At 44.6% G+C, this 17370-nt stretch carries 20 protein-coding genes; 12 read left to right on the top strand and 8 right to left on the bottom strand.

Annotated features, from left to right (window positions below):
• Positions 1-148 precede the first annotated feature (148 nt).
• The 6 genes from K5Q92_RS21720 (at position 149) to K5Q92_RS21695 (ending at position 5427) form a co-directional block, all read left to right on the top strand.
• Positions 149-541, top strand: a complete 393-nt coding sequence (locus K5Q92_RS21720; RefSeq protein ID WP_220770954.1) for a VOC family protein — start codon at positions 149-151, stop codon at positions 539-541.
• A 215-nt stretch (positions 542-756) separates the two neighbouring features.
• Positions 757-1101, top strand: coding sequence for an antibiotic biosynthesis monooxygenase (locus tag K5Q92_RS21715; RefSeq protein WP_220770953.1), 345 nt, complete (start codon positions 757-759; stop codon positions 1099-1101).
• Positions 1102-1355: 254 nt separating this feature from the next.
• Positions 1356-1676: a PepSY domain-containing protein gene (locus tag K5Q92_RS21710; RefSeq protein ID WP_220770952.1), complete on the top strand. Its 321-nt coding sequence runs from the start codon at positions 1356-1358 to the stop codon at positions 1674-1676.
• A 57-nt stretch (positions 1677-1733) separates the two neighbouring features.
• Entirely contained in the window at positions 1734-2423 is a 690-nt protein-coding gene (locus K5Q92_RS21705) for a response regulator transcription factor (protein ID WP_220770951.1), read from the top strand.
• A 4-nt stretch (positions 2424-2427) separates the two neighbouring features.
• Positions 2428-3978, top strand: a complete 1551-nt coding sequence (locus tag K5Q92_RS21700) for an ATP-binding protein (RefSeq protein WP_259649666.1) — start codon at positions 2428-2430, stop codon at positions 3976-3978.
• A 96-nt stretch (positions 3979-4074) separates the two neighbouring features.
• Positions 4075-5427 carry a DUF3300 domain-containing protein gene (locus tag K5Q92_RS21695; protein WP_220770949.1) on the top strand — a complete coding sequence of 451 codons (1353 nt, stop codon included), beginning with the start codon at positions 4075-4077 and terminating at the stop codon, positions 5425-5427.
• A gap of 251 nt (positions 5428-5678) precedes the next feature.
• On the opposite strand, the gene K5Q92_RS21690 is transcribed toward K5Q92_RS21695, so the two are convergent.
• Positions 5679-7073, bottom strand: a complete 1395-nt coding sequence (locus K5Q92_RS21690) for a leucine-rich repeat-containing protein kinase family protein (RefSeq protein WP_220770948.1) — start codon at positions 7071-7073, stop codon at positions 5679-5681.
• Between the two features lie 230 nt (positions 7074-7303).
• Between K5Q92_RS21690 and K5Q92_RS21685 the strand changes: the two genes are divergently transcribed.
• A complete protein-coding gene (locus K5Q92_RS21685) occupies positions 7304-8623 on the top strand; it encodes an AarF/ABC1/UbiB kinase family protein (protein WP_220770947.1) in 1320 nt (439 codons plus the stop codon).
• On the opposite strand, the gene K5Q92_RS21680 is transcribed toward K5Q92_RS21685, so the two are convergent.
• Positions 8607-9335 carry a DUF599 domain-containing protein gene (locus tag K5Q92_RS21680; protein ID WP_220770946.1) on the bottom strand — a complete coding sequence of 243 codons (729 nt, stop codon included), beginning with the start codon at positions 9333-9335 and terminating at the stop codon, positions 8607-8609. The two genes, K5Q92_RS21685 and K5Q92_RS21680, sit on opposite strands and share 17 nt — an antisense overlap.
• Before the next feature lie 101 nt (positions 9336-9436).
• Positions 9437-9601 carry a pleiotropic regulatory protein RsmS gene (gene rsmS, locus K5Q92_RS21675; RefSeq protein ID WP_220770945.1) on the bottom strand — a complete coding sequence of 55 codons (165 nt, stop codon included), beginning with the start codon at positions 9599-9601 and terminating at the stop codon, positions 9437-9439.
• A 176-nt stretch (positions 9602-9777) separates the two neighbouring features.
• Between rsmS and K5Q92_RS21670 the strand changes: the two genes are divergently transcribed.
• The gene (locus K5Q92_RS21670; protein ID WP_202721754.1) at positions 9778-10005 is read left to right on the top strand and encodes a hypothetical protein; all 228 of its coding nucleotides are present in this window, start codon (positions 9778-9780) and stop codon (positions 10003-10005) included.
• 75 nt (positions 10006-10080) lie between these two features.
• Here the strand turns inward: K5Q92_RS21670 and K5Q92_RS21665 are convergent, their stop codons facing one another.
• The gene (locus tag K5Q92_RS21665) at positions 10081-10851 is read right to left on the bottom strand and encodes an ABC transporter permease (protein ID WP_220770944.1); all 771 of its coding nucleotides are present in this window, start codon (positions 10849-10851) and stop codon (positions 10081-10083) included.
• A gap of 204 nt (positions 10852-11055) precedes the next feature.
• Between K5Q92_RS21665 and pepT the strand changes: the two genes are divergently transcribed.
• The 4 genes from pepT to K5Q92_RS21645 all read left to right on the top strand — a co-directional run bounded on the left by pepT (position 11056) and on the right by K5Q92_RS21645 (position 14564).
• Positions 11056-12279, top strand: a complete 1224-nt coding sequence (gene pepT, locus K5Q92_RS21660; RefSeq protein WP_220770943.1) for a peptidase T — start codon at positions 11056-11058, stop codon at positions 12277-12279.
• Between the two features lie 140 nt (positions 12280-12419).
• Positions 12420-13106, top strand: coding sequence for a nucleoside-diphosphate sugar epimerase (locus K5Q92_RS21655; protein ID WP_220770942.1), 687 nt, complete (start codon positions 12420-12422; stop codon positions 13104-13106).
• A 99-nt stretch (positions 13107-13205) separates the two neighbouring features.
• The gene (locus K5Q92_RS21650) at positions 13206-14030 is read left to right on the top strand and encodes a tRNA (adenine(22)-N(1))-methyltransferase TrmK (protein ID WP_220770941.1); all 825 of its coding nucleotides are present in this window, start codon (positions 13206-13208) and stop codon (positions 14028-14030) included.
• 3 nt (positions 14031-14033) lie between these two features.
• Entirely contained in the window at positions 14034-14564 is a 531-nt protein-coding gene (locus K5Q92_RS21645) for an NUDIX hydrolase (RefSeq protein WP_220741633.1), read from the top strand.
• An 83-nt stretch (positions 14565-14647) separates the two neighbouring features.
• On the opposite strand, the gene K5Q92_RS21640 is transcribed toward K5Q92_RS21645, so the two are convergent.
• From K5Q92_RS21640 to K5Q92_RS21625, 4 genes are all read right to left on the bottom strand, one after another.
• Entirely contained in the window at positions 14648-15022 is a 375-nt protein-coding gene (locus tag K5Q92_RS21640) for a DUF6768 family protein (protein WP_220770940.1), read from the bottom strand.
• 6 nt (positions 15023-15028) lie between these two features.
• Positions 15029-15535: an RNA polymerase sigma factor gene (locus K5Q92_RS21635; protein WP_259649667.1), complete on the bottom strand. Its 507-nt coding sequence runs from the start codon at positions 15533-15535 to the stop codon at positions 15029-15031.
• Between the two features lie 366 nt (positions 15536-15901).
• On the bottom strand, positions 15902-16729 hold the full coding sequence (locus K5Q92_RS21630; protein WP_220770939.1) for a hypothetical protein: 828 nt from the start codon (positions 16727-16729) through the stop codon (positions 15902-15904).
• On the bottom strand, positions 16716-17370 hold a 655-nt coding region (locus K5Q92_RS21625), incomplete at its 5' end, for a hypothetical protein (RefSeq protein WP_220770938.1). The genes K5Q92_RS21630 and K5Q92_RS21625, both read right to left, overlap by 14 nt.

The raw sequence follows: 17370 nt of genomic DNA, 5'->3' as shown, positions 1-17370 counted from the left end.
AGACTGTCATGCCATTTGCTGAGCAAATCGCCCGCCAGCACTTGGTTCACTTATTAGCAGGGCGTTAAGCTCCTATGCCTTTACGCAACTTTCATCAATTAACTCTCAATAAGTGAATAATCATTGACTTATTAATAAGGATATCGAGATGTTTAGCCATATTATGATTGGAACCGATGATATTAAAAGTTCAGAACGTTTTTATAACTCTGTATTAGCTGTGCTAGGCATCAACGAGCCAGCACATAATGTAAATGACACTGGTCAGAAACGATTGTTCTATGTACGTAATGGGTCAGTGTTTTGCGTTACTGAGCCTATAAATGGTGAACCCGCGCGCGCAGCTAATGGCTCAACTATTGGATTTGTTTGTGACTCACCAGAGCAAGTAAAAGAGTTCCATTCTGTTGCCATAGCAAACGGCGCGACTAGCATTGAGGCCTCTCCAGGCTTACGTGATAATTCTACAGGCAAAATGCATCTGTGCTATTTCTTGGATCTAGATGGCCATAAAATTTGTGGAATGTGCCGCTGCGAATAAGGTGCTGCAAAATGTTCCCCAAGGATTCGACAGAATAAAAAGGCGTCCCCCAAAGGACGCCTAACTGCTGAAATGATAACAACGGCGGAGAAATAAATTGTTAGGCGAAATCATGCTAAATAAAGCAAACAGAGTCATATTTTCTTGTTGCTTGTCATATCAATGAATACTCAACGAGTTAAAATAACTGGAATTTTTTAATCATTTGGTGAGCTATGATTGCTGTAATTTTTGAAGTTCAAGTCGCGGAAGGGAAAACTACGGAATACCTTGATATTGCAAACGAAATCAGACCACTTCTGGCGGGAATTGAGGGCTTCATTTCAATAGAGCGCTTCCAAAGCCTGACTAACGAGGGCAAAGTTCTTTCCCTGTCATTTTGGCGCGATGAAGAGGCGATTAAAGAGTGGCGTTGTCTAGAAGGGCACAGACTTGCTCAATCTAAAGGTCGAAACAGTGTTTTCGAAAGCTACCGATTGAGGGTTGCGGGTGTTATTCGAGACTATGGTATGGAGGAGCGTTCTCAAGTTCCAAGGGATAGTATCGAAGCACACGGATAGAGTTCACAGCCTAGATATATGGAGCTATGTAAACTTTATTTGATTACCATACCTATCTCAATCTCCTAGTTAGCTTTAGCCTCGTTGGACTAACTTAACTCTGTCCATAAACAACCTACAACCAAGGTCACTATATTCAGCCAGCGTTCATCTAGTCTTATGTATATCTATGTCTGAACTTGACACCGGCAAGCTAATGACTAATCGAATAGGATCTTTTAAACTGGCTGTATCTCAACCCTTTGGTACCTTTAATGAAAACTGCTTTATCTATCATATTGTTCTCGCTCTCACTATTAGCTGCACAGCCTGCTGCGGCGAGTAGTGTGCATGCCGTTACATCTATGATGTCGGTCTCTATGAAGGCCAATAATAACCAGCAGCAGAAACTAAAGGTTCGCAGCAAAGAGCAGGCCGTACAACTGGCGAAACGCCAGTATCGCGGCAAGGTGCTGAAGGTGCAGTCTAGCCGCGTTAATGGCAACCCCGGTTATAGCGTAAAGCTACTATCCAATGACGGTGTGGTTTTTTATGTCAATGTCGATGCCAAAACAGGCCGTGTTTCTCGCAACTAGCTCTAGGCTATTGCTTGCAACGACTTATTATCGAGCCGAACAACAAGGACCCAGACCATGAGATTGTTATTAGTTGAAGATGATTTAGAGCTGCAATCGAATCTTAAACAACACCTTATCGAGGCTAATTATACCGTAGACACCGCAGATGATGGCGAGATAGGCCTATTCCAAGGGCGCGAATACAATTACGATGCCGCAATTATCGATGTCGGCCTACCTAAGCTTGATGGCATCGCCCTCATCAAAGAGCTTAGAAGCCTAGATATCGACTTTCCTATTCTCATTTTGACCGCCCGAGATAGCTGGCAAGATAAGGTCGAAGGCTTAGATGCGGGCGCCGATGATTACCTCACCAAACCATTTCATCCTGAAGAACTCGTTGCCCGCCTAAAAGCCCTTATCCGGCGCTCGGCGGGTAAAGCCAGCCCGATTATCACCAATGGGCCTTTTAGCCTAAACACCAGCAGTTTAGAGATCACTAAGTCCGGTGAAACCATCACCTTGAGTGGTTCTGAATACAAGTTATTTGAGTACTTTATGCTGCATATCGGTGAGGTGAAATCAAAAACGGTTTTAACTGAGCATATCTACGATCAAGATTTTGATTTAGATTCTAACGTCATTGAGGTGTTTATCAGGCGCTTACGCAAAAAGCTCGACCCCGATAATCAGCTTGGCCTTATCGAAACCCTTAGGGGGCAAGGCTATCGTCTTGTGTCACTCGATGACGGCGCTAAAAAATAAGCCAATGATTAGCCTTAAGCGCTTGCCGACACTAATGCACTCTTTAAAGGCGCGCCTTATCGTCAGCGCCATGCTGCTGATCTTAGTCTTAATCCCCATCGTAGGTATAACCCTCAACGACGCCTTTAAATTGCAGGTCAAGAGTGCCTCGGTCAAAGAGCTTAAAGCTTACGTCTACTCCATCTTGGCTGTTACCGAGGTCGACAATCAGCAACTATTTATGCCCGAGGCATTATTAGAAAATCAGTTTAACGTCATTCAGTCAGGGCTTTATGCCTTAATCACCGTCCCTGAACGCCAACATCAAGCACTCACATCATCTACTTCAGAATCGACAAATGAAGCTAAACAGCACTCAAGTTTTGATGCAAAGTTTGTAGAAGCTGAAACCACAAAAGCGGCAACCGCTCCGCTTATCGCCGAGCAGCAAGTCACAGCCGGAACAAAGGTCGCATGGCGCTCCAATTCATTGCTTGGAATCGACCTCTCTTCTGCGGTAACCACGGCGGTTCATACCGCCCCGGCATTTCCACAACCCGAAAAAGGCCAGGGTCAATTCAGTGAGATAATTCTTAACGGCGAACCTCATTTAGTTTATGGCTTTAGTGCTAGCTTCGAAACCCAGCAAGTCGATGAGCAAGGGGATGAACAGATCACCCGTTTTCCTATCACGGTTTATATCATTAAAGATCAGAGTGACTATCAGCTCCAAGTGAATGAGTTTAATCAGCAACTTTGGCGCTGGTTATTGATCTTGATGGTCGCCCTACTTTCGATTCAGCTCTTGTGGCTGTGGTGGACACTTAAGCCCCTCACTCGTTTACAGCGCGAGCTAGCAGCGATTGAAAACGGTAAAACCGATCACTTAGCAGAAAACTACCCCGCCGAGCTGAGTTCCGTGGCCAAGCAGCTCAATACCTTACTCAATACCGAGCAAAACCAACGTAAGCGTTACCGTAATGCGCTCTCAGACTTAGCCCATAGCCTAAAAACACCGCTGGCGGTCATTCAAAGTCAGAAAGACTTAAGCAAACAATCATTTGAGCAGATATCTCATATCAATCGCATCATTGGCCACCAGCTCAAAAGGGCGCAATCGGCGGCGGGTTCAGCTTGGCACTTAGGTGTCGAGGTGGTGGAAGTGTCAGACAAACTGGTGCGTAACCTACCTAAAATTTACTGCCAACCCGCGATAACGATCACTGAAGATGTCGACCGGAGTACCGTCTTTAAAGGCGATGCGGCAGACTTAAGCGAGATCCTCGGTAACCTAATGGATAACGCCTGTAAGGCCGCAGCGAGCCGGGTGTTATTAACGGTTAAGTCTATCGACTCAAGCTTAGTTATTGCTATTGAAGATGATGGCAAAGGGATCGACGAGGCACTGCACTCACAAATATTTGAACGTGGCATTCGTGCAGACTCTTATCAACAAGGCCACGGTATTGGGCTCGCGATTGTGCGTGACTTGGTCGACAGTTATCAAGGACAACTGCTCGTGAGTCGCTCGAAAATCCTCGGCGGTGCTAAGTTCGAACTGCGATTCAAAACCTAATCTAACAGCGCTAACCCAACAGTTTTGAACTTTCAGCTTATGTTCATCTTGGCTTTTTTATACTGATGTTAACGTATACAAAGGTCAGGAGTTCACATGAACAGACTCAAAAAATACTGTTGCTCATTGGTCATCACACTTGTCATCGCAATGCCGTTGATGATTGCCACCACCTCTGTCAATGCACAGGGTTACGAGCAAAAAGACGCTACATTTGATACAAGCCAGTACAGCGAAGGCCAACTGGCGCAGATGCTTGCGCCTATCGCGCTCTATCCCGATAGTTTGCTCACCCATATTCTCATTGCGGCTACTTATCCCCTTGAAGTGGTGCAGGCTCACCGATGGCAACAAAGTAAACAACACTTATCAACGCAAAAGCAGATTGATAAGGCTGAAGATAAAGGCTGGGACCCGAGCGTTGTGGCACTTATCGCCTTTCCTAATGTGCTGCAAAAGCTTAGTGACGACCTCAACTGGACCCAGTCTCTCGGTGATGCTTTTTTGCAGGATGAAGCCCAAGTACTGACAAGTATTCAAACCCTGAGACAAGAAGCTGATAATGCTAATAGTCTTGCACAGATGGACAATATGCAGGTCACTCGGGTGAATAATCAGATCATTATCGAGCCAGTGAGAAAAGAGATTATCTATGTGCCCTATTACGACCCAAGAACCGTGTATGGTTATTGGCGCTGGTATAACTATCCGCCAATCTATTGGGCTGTTTATCCGGGTTACGTAAGACCTAGCTATGGCCATTTTTACTGGCGAGCAGGTGTGCACATCAGCTTTAACTATTACTTCAGTGCGTTCCATTGGCATAAGCGTCATGTGGTAGTTGTGCATCACCATAACTCACATAAATATCGTCATCGCGGCCGTATCGTAACCAGTCATGGTGCAAAACGCTGGGCACATAAACCGCAACATAGACGCGGGGTGGCTTACAGCAATAATGCGCTACGCCACAAGTATAACAGTCATCACCCAAGCCGCGCCCAGAGCAAAGCGCTGCGCCACAACGAGCACAAACATGTTAATCACAAGATGAACAGCCATGAGCGCATTAACAGCCATGCGCAGATCACGCACAAACGTGAGCAGCAAATGCGCAGCAAGTTAAACACAAGTTCAAAGCCAAACTTTAAAACAAATGCAAGACCACATAATAAGCACAGTGGTCAAAGCAACAAAGTATCGCCAAGCCATCAGCAGCACTTTGCTCAAAAAACACGGCCGAATAACACTAGGCCCAATAAGCAACCACAATACTCGGCGCCAAAGAGCCAACAAGTCAAAGCGAATAAAAGTTATAACAGGCATCAAAGCCCATCTCGCCATAGCACTAAGCCACAACAGACAGCGAGAAACCAAGCAACTCGCCACTCATCGCCACGAGCCAGTAAGCCTCGTAGTAGTCATCAATACAAACCGAGGAAGGACTAACCTAAGAGGAAGTAAATCTATCAAACAGTTCAAAAAACTAAGAACCCAGTACAAACTGGGTTCCTTGCTTTAAAACTATTAACCACGAAGCGCTCACTTCGTTTGCTACACATAGGGCACAAAGTAGAAAAAGCTCGGGGTGGCTTTCTTCGTGCTCTTCGTGTCCTCTGTGGTCCACTCTTATCTTTCAAAGTTATCAGATTTTCTCTGGGTCACTTCTCTTAGTGGGTGCATTGGTCAATTGACGGCGTTTACATGTTTAACGGCTCTGCATTTTGGCAAATTTCAATCTCTAGCAGTTTAAGCAATTTCAGTAACTGTGCATCCACTTCTTTAAAGCGTGGACGGAATCCCAAATTCGGCTGTAAACAGGCCAGTTTTAACTGCAACAATTCGGCAAGTACCGTTTGTTCTGCATCCGTTGGACGCTGCAGACAATGTTCGAGCAAATCCTCGATTAAGCAGCCCAAGGCGCGGACTTCTATTGCCTCCATCGCCTCTCTTTGCAATAACGGCAGTTGGCGTAAATTTGTCGCGGCACCAAAGTCGCCAAACAGGATCTCTGCATTGGCAGAGTACATGGTGTTGTGGGCGTAAATATCACCATGACTGATTTGATTTTGGTGCAGATGAGTCAGACCCGACGCCATCTGTTTCAGGGTAAGTAATATCGTTTGCAACTCAAACTGAGACTCATCCGAGAAGGTATCTCGGGTACAAGTATCCATTGAGGGCGGCAGGCCTAAATTTTGGTAATGGCTTGGGATAAGCTCCATAACAAGACCAGATTCACCAGCCTGCTTGAGCTGAGCGATGACCTTTATCAGATTGCTATGTTGCCCCGCCTGCAAACAGTTAGCCAATTCATCTTTTGGATAACCGTCACTGGTAACCTCCCCCTTAAATATTTTTACCGCGATATCGGCAGGTGTCGCCATCAACTCAAGAGGTTGATTAAGCCATTTGGCACGGTAAATCACACCCGATGCGCCTTGACCAATCACCTCTTTTAGCTCGATATCGTCTAGGCTAACACAAGGCATTGAGCCAACATCTTTACGCGCTTTTTCAGCCAAGTCCTGCTGTGGAGTGAGCGGACAGCCATCAACGGCTAACCAGCTTAGGCGAGGTAATTGAAATAACCAATCTGGCAATGACTTAAAGCCATTTGCTGATAAGCGAGCGAGTTCTAGATTACGACACTTAGCCATACTCTCAGGTAAACAAGTGAGCTTGTTACCCGCCAGCGCCAATTTCTGCAATCGAAGTAACCTACCCATATCTTCTGGCAAAGAGACAAGATTGTTATCCGTTAAAATAAGCCAGCGGGTATTAACCGGTAGAGCATTTTCAGGAAGATGCTTTAAGTTGTTCGACTTGAAACTGATCATTTCAAGCTTAGGGCACTGTGCCAGTACTAACGGAACAGATTCAAAACAGTTATTGGTTAGAAACAGGATTTTTAATTGGTGCAAGTCACTTAAATTATCCGGTAACTCACTCAGTTTGTTATCTGATAGATCCAGCACTTCTAAGCTATTAGCCAGAGAGAAAATTTCTTGTGGAAACTGCGTTAAACCCTCAGCAAGCTGTAATCGTTTAATTCCCTGTAACTGCCCTAACGCTAACTGCTCGATGCTGTGCAAAATCTTGATCCTAAGTGCGCTGAAAAATAGTCGGCAATACTATACGATTCACAGACACAGAGAAAGCCATTGATAACATGGTCTCTCGCAGCTTGCTTCTTGTTTAAAGTCAGGCCAATGATCCATACCCGCTATATCACGTATTGCATCTATGTATCGTTCAATAATGTATTGATATAACCTTGTATTTTCACTTGGCTCAATTGCCAACTTAGAACTAAGGTCTGTAGATGAAAAAGTCCCAAACCGCTAGCGTTCCCAGTAGTCGCCTGTCACGGCTCAGCTCGTTAGGAGGCTTGGCCTCACGCTTAGCTGGAAACATAGCTGTCGAAGGGGCAAAAAGATTTACTCAGGGGCAAACACCTAAGCTACAAGAGCTAATGCTAACACCAACTAATATTGGCCATATTGCCGACAAGCTGGCACAAATGAGAGGCGCGGCGATGAAAGTCGGCCAGATGCTCTCTATGGATTCTGGCGAACTGATGCCAAAAGAGTTAAGTGATCTATTAGCAAGGTTAAGATCTGACGCCAAAATCATGCCCCATAAACAGCTCGTCACCATGCTAAAGCACAATTGGGGAGATGATTGGTTGGCCCCATTTGCACATTTTGAATTACGTCCATTTGCCGCTGCCTCAATCGGTCAGGTTCATCAAGCGACTCTGGCCAATGGCAACAAACTGGCGGTCAAGATCCAGTACCCAGGGATCCGTAATAGTATCGATAGTGATATTGATAACGTCGCCACCTTGCTTCGAGTCTCGCAATTAATTCCAAAAGGTCTTACGTTTGAGCCATTATTACTTGAAGCAAAAAAACAGTTACAAATAGAAGCTGATTACCGCGCAGAACGCGCGATGCTACTGCGCTATAAGCAACTTCTTGGCGATGACAATACCTTTGTGCTGCCTGCGACGTATGACGAACTATGCACTGCAGATATTCTGGTGATGGATTTTATCGAAGCGCAAAGCATAGAGTCAGTCGCCAATTTAAGCCAAAACGTGCGCAACACAGTTGCCAGTGAACTGTTAAAGCTATTTTTTAGAGAGTTATTCGAATTTAAGCTCGTTCAAACTGATGCTAACTTTGCCAATTATCAATACCAAAGCTCACAGCAGAAGATTGTATTACTTGATTTTGGCGCTACTCGTGAAATTCCGACTCCGCTATCCGATAATTACGAACAACTGATGAAAGCGGCAAAGGTGAATGACAGAGTCTTAATGGAAGATGCAGCCCAAAAAATAGGCTTCTTCCAACAAGCGATTAGCGAGCAACAAAAGGCGATCATTTTAGATATTTTCTATCAAGCTTGCGAGCCACTTCGAAGTGAACAAGCCTATGACTTTGGCCAGTCTAGCCTAGCGACGAGGTTGAAAGCGGCGGGAATGTCAATGAGCACCCAATCCGATAAATGGCATACCCCGCCGGCCGACGCCATTTTCATTCACAGAAAATTAGCGGGGATTTACTTACTTGCCGCTCGACTCAACGCCCAAATTGATGCCAAGTCTATTTTCGAGGCCACTATTGAGCAAGCTTAGTCCGCTTATCACGCTCTAGTTGTAACAGATCTTGCCCCTCGGTAATCGCCATAACCGCTTTTGACTTAAACTCGCGGCGATATAGGGTGTATACCACGAAAATACTCGCAGAGATCAGGGCTAGCGGATGAATAAACCAGCACAGTGCCGCCATCGAAAAGTAGTAAGAACGTAAACCGTAGTTATAGGAGTGGGTCGCCTGATCCTGAATCACTGCCATCTGTCTAGCATAACGGCGAAGGTTCTCATTAGAACTTGTCTTATCGACAGGCGCGGCTCCCACCATCACATTTAAGAAGCCATATTGGCGCATCGACCAGGTGAACTGAAAGAACGCCATCACGAAGATGAAAGTCAACATACCAAGCTTAAGTTGCACCAAGGCATGGTTAGGAGAGGCGGCAAACGGGATTGTTGCGATCACAGCCTCTAAGCGCTCGACTTGAGCAAACAGGGTTAACACACCCGCTAACACTAGCATGGTGGTTGAGGCAAAAAAGGCGATATTACGCTCAAGGTTTGCCAGCAGCGCAGCATCACTGACTCGTACCTCTCGACCTAGTAGCTCATACATCCAATGAATACGATGTTGATGCAGGCAGCGAGCGATACAGTTGGTGTTCTTTGCTTTACGTTTAGCGAAGTAGGTATAGCCAACCCAGCTAGCAATAAAGCAGAAAGGGGCAACAAGATCGAGTAAAGAAATGGTCATGCTAGTTTCCATTGAACGGCAGCATTTAGTTTAGGCTCTATCAACCGACAACCGAGAAGAGCTATAGCTTGTTAATAAATAAAAGAAATTAAAGTAAAAAGTTATGAGTTAAGTTTAGCTTCTAAGTCAGCTTTTACAATTTCAAGCGCAGCCAAAGCTGTGTTGGGCGCTATCTGATTACTCTCGAGCAAAAAAATCAGATCGACGGCTAATTGCACCTCTTCAGGGGCAGTCTCTAAGCCACTCGCTTGCTTTTTGTCACTCATGATTAAATTAACTCTGATTAGGGGGGAAATAAGTGGCTAAGTATACTCAGAGAGTTCCTCCTTCTCAATTAAGAAACCTCAGTCTAGGGCTTTATTACGGCTCAAAGCCTATATATACTGCGGAGTAGAGACACAATCAATATTGTGATTAGCAAATTCAAAGGCAAAAATTATTTATGGCAAAAATGGATTTCTCGGTGATCAATGACACCACAGCAAAATCTTTTAATGAACAGAAAAACCTGATCAAAAGAGTGTTTAAAGGTAACACTGTTCTCTGCCCTGTGTGCAATCAAGCACTTGAGATGAAATTGCCAGTAAAAGGACAAGAAGACAGTGTTTCTGGGATCTGCTGCAAGAAAGGTTGCACCGATATTGAGCTGGATATGGAGCTAGTGCTTTAAAGCACCCTCTCCTTTTTCAATAAAAAAATGGCTGCCAGCATCTGCTCTGCAGCCATTTTTATTTTAGGGATTAAATCAAATACTTATCCGTACACGCCCAGACTCAGTAATTGCCGAGCGAATACAAAGCACTAAGGTAGTTGATACCGATATCGATAAGGTAACGAAAATAGCCACTGAGATCACCAGCTGATACTTGATTGCAATAAGCGGATCTACGCCGCCTAATATCTGTCCAGTCATCATTCCCGGTAATGTAACCAGCCCCATTGTTGCCATTGAGGCCAAAATTGGCGCGAACGATTGTTGCATAGCCGTCTGCACAAATGGCAGACTCGCCTGAGCTGGTGAAGCGCCCAATGCCAACGCGCCTTGGTACTCATGCTTTCTATCATTAAAGGCTCCAAATAGCCGCTGCAGTGCAACTATGTTGCCGCTCAAGCAATTACCTAGCAGCATCCCCGCCGTCGGAATTAGGTATTGCGCGGTATAAAGCGGCTCAGGAGACAAGAGATAGACTATCATCAGCCACAGTACTGGAAACATTCCTAAAGCTAAGCCTGAGAACACAGGAATATAAAGCAATCTCTTAGGCAGTTTCGCCTTACTAATAATTGCACTCGAACCCACCAATAGCATCACCAATAGCCAAGCAAGGTTTACCCAGAGATTATCGAGTAAAAAAAGGTATTGCAGGTAGAGGCCAACCAAGATCAGTTGCGCCGTCATACGCACAACCGCCCAGGTCATATCACGGCTAAGACCCAATTGAAAATAGCGCCCTATCGCCATAGGAACCAAGAGCACCAGCATAAATAGGCCTAACTGAAGCCAACCTATATCCATTTATATTTATCTCTTAAACAATAAATCTGTTGCCAATATAACCAAACCATGGGCAACACGATAGCGCCGCGCTCACTAATATTTCTATCAAGATTAGCCTGACGAATTATTCATCTATTGAGAAAAACTTGATCGATATCTAATGATTTCCACTTTTGCCTTGTTAGACTCGGAACACTTTTTGCTATTTTAGAAACTAAAATTATGAAGCAGCAGCTACTTGAGCGATTCTTGAGTTACGTCAGTTTTAACACTCAATCTGACGGCCAAAGTCAGAATGTACCTAGCACTCATAGCCAATTTGTATTTGCTCAACATTTACGTCAAGAGCTTGTCAGCCTTGGCTTTGAGGATGTACAACTCTCAGATAAAGGATATTTAACTGCAACGGTCCCCGCTAATGTAGAGGGCGTCCCCAGTATCGGCTTTATCGCTCATTTAGACACGGCTCCAGACTACAGCGGAGAGAATGTATCTCCACAAGTTATTGAAAACTATGATGGTGAAGATATTCAGTTGGGCCTCGAAGAGGTGTTGTCACCAAAACAGTTTAGTAGCCTAAAGCAATATGTTGGCCAAACCCTTATCACAACTGACGGCAGTAGCCTATTAGGGGGTGACGATAAAGCGGGCATTGCCGAGATCATCAGTGCGTTGCACTATCTACTGACTCATCCAGAGATCCCCCATGGCAAAATCCGACTCTGTTTCACACCTGATGAAGAGATTGGCCGCGGGGCTGATCATTTCGATGTTGAGAGCTTTGGTGCGCAATGGGCCTACACCATTGACGGCGGCCAAGTCGGTGAGCTTGAGTATGAAAACTTTAACGCAGCCACCGCGGTAATCACCGCAACGGGTAACAACTGTCACCCAGGTACCGCATATGGCGTTATGGTTAATGCGCAAACCATCGCGGCACGATTCCACGCAAAAATGCCACTAAAAGACACTCCAGAGCACAGCCGCGATTATGACGGTTTCTTTCATCTGCTTGGTATGGAAGGCGTTACCGAAAAGGCGACTCTGACCTATATCATTCGCGATTTTGACTTTGAGCTTTTTGAAAAGAGAAAACGTTGGTTGACTGAGCTGGTCGAAAAATATAATGCCGAATTGCCTATTGGCCAGTTAACGATAGAGATTCAAGACTCCTACTTAAATATGAAGCAGCAAGTCTTGCCGCACCCGCATATTATTGACATCGCCAAACAAGCGATGCAAAACTTAGACATAGAGCCGATAATCAAGCCTATTCGTGGTGGAACCGATGGCTCGCGTCTATCCTATATGGGGCTACCTTGTCCAAACCTATTCACCGGCGGGCATAACTTCCACGGTAAGCACGAATATGTGTGTGTCGAGTCTATGGTAAAAGCGACAGAAACCATCATTGAAATAGCTAAACTTACGGCGCAGTACAAGTAATTCACCCTATAGATACATCATAAAAAGGTCTGCCATGCAGGCCTTTTTATTTGCCCTAATTAACCCTAAACAAATAGTATTTGCTTCCTTGAGCATACTCACTAAACTGACATCATCAATCCCCTTAACTAAGGCTGGAAATGAACGCCGCTATCATTGGTGCCACAGGACTTATTGGACAACTACTGCTACAGAAATTAATCGATTCAGGGCAATATGAGAATATTCTAGTGCTTGGCAGAAAGCAGCCGCACTACCTCAATAAGCAAGGTACACAAGTCAGCTTTATCTCGTGTCAACTCAGTGAGCTTCCCAGCCTAGTACTCCCCTTTGCAGTCGAACATGCCTTTTGCTGCTTAGGCACCACGATTAAAAAAGCCGGTAGCCAAGCAGCCTTTATCGCGGTGGATAAAACAGCCTGTATCGAGTTTATTGCTAAGTGTGAAGCAAGCAATAACTATGTGGTTACGGCACTAGGGGCAAACAGTCAGTCAAGTGCCTTCTATAACCGTATCAAGGGTGAAACCCAAGAGGCTCTTGCTGAACAGCTAAATCAAAGCCAGAAACCAGAAAGGTCTAGGCGATTATGGCTGTTTCAACCCAGCTTATTACTAGGTGAGCGCAAGGAAAATCGCACACTAGAAGATATAGGCAAACTGCTATTTAAGCTTATCTCGCCGCTGTTTATTGGCTCTCTCAAGCAGTATCGCCCGATTGAGGCCGAAAAAGTCGCGAACTCTATGCTAGCTCATTCTCTAGAAGCCCAGAAAGCACAATCAGCATCGACTCAACTTGTCACCCTCGTTGTTAACCAAGATATGCTCTAGCTCTAGTTCCCGCTCAATTAACGACTCTCTCACTGCCTCTTGGCTCGCGGCTATTGACTCGACACCGGTCGTTTCATTTAAAATAGCCGCCCTTATTCAATGTCACCGAGAACTCCCTTGAAGATCAGCCAGCGTCTGCAGCACATAAATACCCTAATTAACGCTCCTTACGATCATATTTGGGACTGCTGCTGTGATCATGGCTTATTAGGCGCTGCACTGTTAAAGCGAAAGGCGGCTCGCAACATCCATTTTGTCGATGTTGTGCCAAACTTAATGTTTGAGGTAAAACTGAAGCTACAAAGATTCTTCCCTGATGGAGAGCTTGATAAACCTTCGCTCGATATAGCATCGCTATGCGTCCCGTCAGCTGATAGCCTCTGGCAAGTACATTGCGTCGATGTTGCTAAGCTCGATTTGGCCGAAAAGTCCCAGCGTCAGCTCATTATTATCGCTGGGGTCGGCGGCGATCTCACTATTGAGTTAGTCCAGCAAATTATGGCTCGCCACCCGCAGCACTCACTGGAGTTTATTCTCTGCCCCGTGCACCACATCTATAAGGTGCGCACAGCAATGCAACAACTGGGCTTAGGTCTAGTCAATGAGCACTTGATGCAAGAAAATAAACGTTTCTACGAGATTTTGCATCTGTCGACTACTAGCCAGATCCCACTCACTTCTGTGGGCTCGGTCATGTGGGATATGGACCGCGAGCTTGACAGGGACTACTTGCAAAAAAGCCTAAAGCACTATCGAAACATTGACCAAGGTTTATTAAAAACGCAGCAAAATGGCTTGCTCACTGCTGAGCAGCAAAAAGAAAAAACAACCATAGACCAAGTTATCGCCGAATATCAGGGCTTAGGATATAATCCTGCGTCTTTACTCTCCCCAGCGATTCCTAGTCAACTTGAGCCGAGCTAACCTATGCGCCTGTTAAAATCTACCATTCATGCCGATATCGCCCACCTTGCCACAGATGAACTTACAGCTAAAAGCTTTCATCGCCAAGCTGCTCGCGGCATCATCCTCAAAGGCAAGGAGATCTTAATGCTCTATACCGAGCGCTACCATGACTACAGTATTCCAGGTGGTGGCATCGATGAGGGTGAAGAGATTCAAAGCGGCCTCATTCGTGAGCTAGAGGAAGAAACGGGGGCGCGGCATATTGAGATTGTCAGTGAGTTTGGTCGCTACCAAGAGTTTCGCCCTTGGAATAGGGATGGCTTCGAAGTGGTGCATATGGAATCATTTTGCTTTGTTTGCGATATTCACCCTGAACTCGGCGAAACCAAATTAGAAGCCCATGAGATCCAAAACGGCATGGCCCCAGTGTGGATCAATATTCATCAAGCCATCGCTCACAACGAGCACACTATGGCTAACAGTCCTAAGAAGGGCATGTCGATTGAGCGAGAAACCTTTCTACTAAAGCAGATCGTGGCAGAGCTTTTATAACTGGCTAAACTTCCCCATCGCTAGACCTAAAAGCGTGAACCGATCCTAATGCAATGGTAATAGCTCAGTTCACGCCCAATAAACTAATCATCTACGGATTGAAGTTTAGCGATGGCCAGTTCCAAACGCTTTATCTCCCGTGCAGTCGCGTTGCGATTCATCTCGTTATAGATCCACATCTTAATCGCAATTTGCATCATACTTGCAAGGAGCAAGGTTACGCCCCACTTGATTAACGCCACCGGACTGACGACCACAAAAAAGAACTGATAGCCAGACCACAACATAAGCAAGCTCAGCATAAAAGCAATAATGCTCATTAATATCATCCAGCCCCCCAAACGCCCCTTATAAGCATCTCCCAACATGGCAAACAGGCTAGGATCACTTTTAAGCTGGCTGTTTATCTGCTCGGACTCTTTAATCAATTGCTGACGGATCTTCTTGTCGATATCCATATATCTTTACTCCTGCTCTAATATTTGCACTAATGCTTGCTTTAGGCGCTCTCTTGCCCTAAATAAGCGTGATTTGACCGTTCCAGTAGGGATCTCAAGTACATTACCAATCTCTTTTGCACTCAAGCCCTCGAGGTAAAACAGGTGAATAACCTGCCCTTCTATCTTTGGCAAAGATGCAATAGCCTGAGTTAAACTATCGTCTTCAGCCATGGCCGTAACTTGCTGAAGATCGCTAGGCTGCAGCGCTTGATACCGGCTCTCGTGCTTAATGATGTCTAACACTTGCCAGCGAACCAGCTTAAATATCCAACTATTTATCGCCGCTGGATCTTCTAATCGCGTAATGGTCTTAGATAAGCGGATCAACGCATTATGCGTAGCGTCTTCTGCAATAGGCAGTTGTCCACATAATTTGACCCCGAAGCTAATCGCGCTCGGATAAAAGTGCAGACATAGGGCAGAAAATGCATCACGGCTTCCTGCCTGAGCTTCTAATACCCAAAGTTCGATCTGCGCTTGTTGTATGCTGATAAAGGCTCTCCATGATTGTTTTTAATAAAGACGATGCTGCGGATGAAAAGGTTCACGCTATTTTTTATTAAATTCTTTTCCATCTAAGTAAAAAGGGAGCTTTTGCTCCCTTTTACTAACCACTCTGTTCTGATAATTCTAAAAGAATAATAAAAAGACAAAGTAACGGGCGTTCTAGTGACTTGTCTCTGTGTAAAATTATAACCTTGTGGTATAAAGAAAGAATGAAAACCTCATTCTTTCTTTTCCTTTCCCCTAATATCTAAAGTATAGCTGACTTGAGCCTAACCCTATAGGTAGGCTCGAGCGGGTAGCCTGTCAATATATTTCTTCTATTTCAGGATTTCACGGTGGGGTAATAATAATACCACCATCCTTCTCAGGACTATCCGATGAGCAAACTGATGGTATAGCAATACACAGCACTTTTACCTCAAGAGCAGAATTATTAACTCTCCCCATTGCATTCATATAAATTTCACCAGACGCTTCAGTGCTATAATTTAAAACCTTTTTATCAATTTTATAACGCAGGTTATAAACGGAAAAAAGCCTTCTAGGTGAATAGACATCACCACCTGTTGCAACTAACCAAAAATCATCAGCACGACTAAACGCATCAATTTTAAATGTTAAATTAACACCTTCACCATAATCAAAGGGATACTGCTCATACCATGTTCGGTTTCTAAATGGCATTTCAAATCGCATATGTCTTTCTGGTACCGTACATTTACCAGGAATTTCAACAGGCTCTCTATTACAAGAATCCTTAATATTATGTCGATTCGAATCTTTTAAATAAACCGTGGCATAATTACTTCCTCGGTTAACTAGATCATTATTAATACTCCCACCAATAGTACCTATAATAGCGGCGGCAGAGCTACTCCCAGCAACTTTAGCTGTAGCTCCAACCATAAATGAGTAGTGCTCCCTGTTATTTTTATATCTATTAGCCACTAATAAAGCTGTTGATGCTAAAGCCGTTTTATGTGCATACTTTTGCTCCTGCCCTCCTTGAAAAAATATATCAATCCCCTTTTGAAGGGCTGGGTTATCTGAATAGTAACTTCCCTTTTGTCCTTCTAATGCTATAAGTGAAACATTAATAGGTTTAACCTGATTAATGTTTGCAGGGGGTAAACTGTTAGCGGGGCTAATTGCCAACATTACTCCCCTTTGCCCCATAAAAAAGGGCGCTGTTAACGCCCGATGATTCCCCTTCAATGTTGAGTAACTCTGGTATTGAAGCACTACTACTTGATGCTGGAGTGGAAGAGGAGGATGTCTCATCTTTGTTTGGGACATACCTAATCGGATCGTCTGTTGTAACTCCTACGGTTAAAGCAAATGAACCTTGACTGGCCAACTCATATCCAAAAATGATTTCTCGGTCTTCTGTTGTTGATACCTCGGTACTAAAAACCGGATATAAGATTTGATCTGGCCTTACTGCATTAAATGAGTCAGATAAGTTAAAAACTTCACGGCTTGCAGCCTGCATTGCCAACGATGGCTCCCCTTTATAAGGTCCTTCTTCGACTGTAATTTTATCATTATTAGTTACAGCGGTACGGACAACCAACAAGCCAACTTCATCTGAATGACCGACTAATTTAAAACATTTTCTAAACCTCTCCCCTTTCGGTATTTGATATTTCTTAAATTTGGGGATATCAAATTCAGCCTCAAGCTCAACCATCTGACCTAAAGTACATTCTAAATATGGCACCGGGGGTGGTACCACGACTGGCGGAGGTGTGGCACTAACGCCAAAAACAATCAATGAAATCATTATTCCAATAATTATA

It is taken from the genome of Shewanella sp. MBTL60-007 (assembly GCF_019654915.1).
Taxonomy (GTDB): domain Bacteria; phylum Pseudomonadota; class Gammaproteobacteria; order Enterobacterales; family Shewanellaceae; genus Shewanella.
This window is presented reverse-complemented; position numbering and strand designations above follow the sequence as displayed.

Bases quoted from the DNA above. Each gene is read 5' to 3' on its own strand.
- K5Q92_RS21720 (WP_220770954.1), top strand. From the start codon at position 149: ATGTTTAGCCATATTATGATTGGAACCGATGATATTAAAAGTTCAGAA.
- rsmS (WP_220770945.1), bottom strand. From the start codon at position 9,601: ATGAGTGACAAAAAGCAAGCGAGTGGCTTAGAGACTGCCCCTGAAGAG.
- K5Q92_RS21640 (WP_220770940.1), bottom strand. From the start codon at position 15,022: ATGGATATCGACAAGAAGATCCGTCAGCAATTGATTAAAGAGTCCGAG.
- K5Q92_RS21670 (WP_202721754.1), top strand. From the start codon at position 9,778: ATGGCAAAAATGGATTTCTCGGTGATCAATGACACCACAGCAAAATCT.
- K5Q92_RS21700 (WP_259649666.1), top strand. From the start codon at position 2,428: ATGATTAGCCTTAAGCGCTTGCCGACACTAATGCACTCTTTAAAGGCG.
- K5Q92_RS21630 (WP_220770939.1), bottom strand. From the start codon at position 16,729: ATGTTGGCAATTAGCCCCGCTAACAGTTTACCCCCTGCAAACATTAAT.
- K5Q92_RS21680 (WP_220770946.1), bottom strand. From the start codon at position 9,335: ATGACCATTTCTTTACTCGATCTTGTTGCCCCTTTCTGCTTTATTGCT.
- K5Q92_RS21695 (WP_220770949.1), top strand. From the start codon at position 4,075: ATGAACAGACTCAAAAAATACTGTTGCTCATTGGTCATCACACTTGTC.
- K5Q92_RS21685 (WP_220770947.1), top strand. From the start codon at position 7,304: ATGAAAAAGTCCCAAACCGCTAGCGTTCCCAGTAGTCGCCTGTCACGG.
- K5Q92_RS21710 (WP_220770952.1), top strand. From the start codon at position 1,356: ATGAAAACTGCTTTATCTATCATATTGTTCTCGCTCTCACTATTAGCT.
- K5Q92_RS21655 (WP_220770942.1), top strand. From the start codon at position 12,420: ATGAACGCCGCTATCATTGGTGCCACAGGACTTATTGGACAACTACTG.
- K5Q92_RS21645 (WP_220741633.1), top strand. From the start codon at position 14,034: ATGCGCCTGTTAAAATCTACCATTCATGCCGATATCGCCCACCTTGCC.
- K5Q92_RS21705 (WP_220770951.1), top strand. From the start codon at position 1,734: ATGAGATTGTTATTAGTTGAAGATGATTTAGAGCTGCAATCGAATCTT.
- K5Q92_RS21650 (WP_220770941.1), top strand. From the start codon at position 13,206: ATGTCACCGAGAACTCCCTTGAAGATCAGCCAGCGTCTGCAGCACATA.
- K5Q92_RS21665 (WP_220770944.1), bottom strand. From the start codon at position 10,851: ATGGATATAGGTTGGCTTCAGTTAGGCCTATTTATGCTGGTGCTCTTG.
- K5Q92_RS21715 (WP_220770953.1), top strand. From the start codon at position 757: ATGATTGCTGTAATTTTTGAAGTTCAAGTCGCGGAAGGGAAAACTACG.
- pepT (WP_220770943.1), top strand. From the start codon at position 11,056: ATGAAGCAGCAGCTACTTGAGCGATTCTTGAGTTACGTCAGTTTTAAC.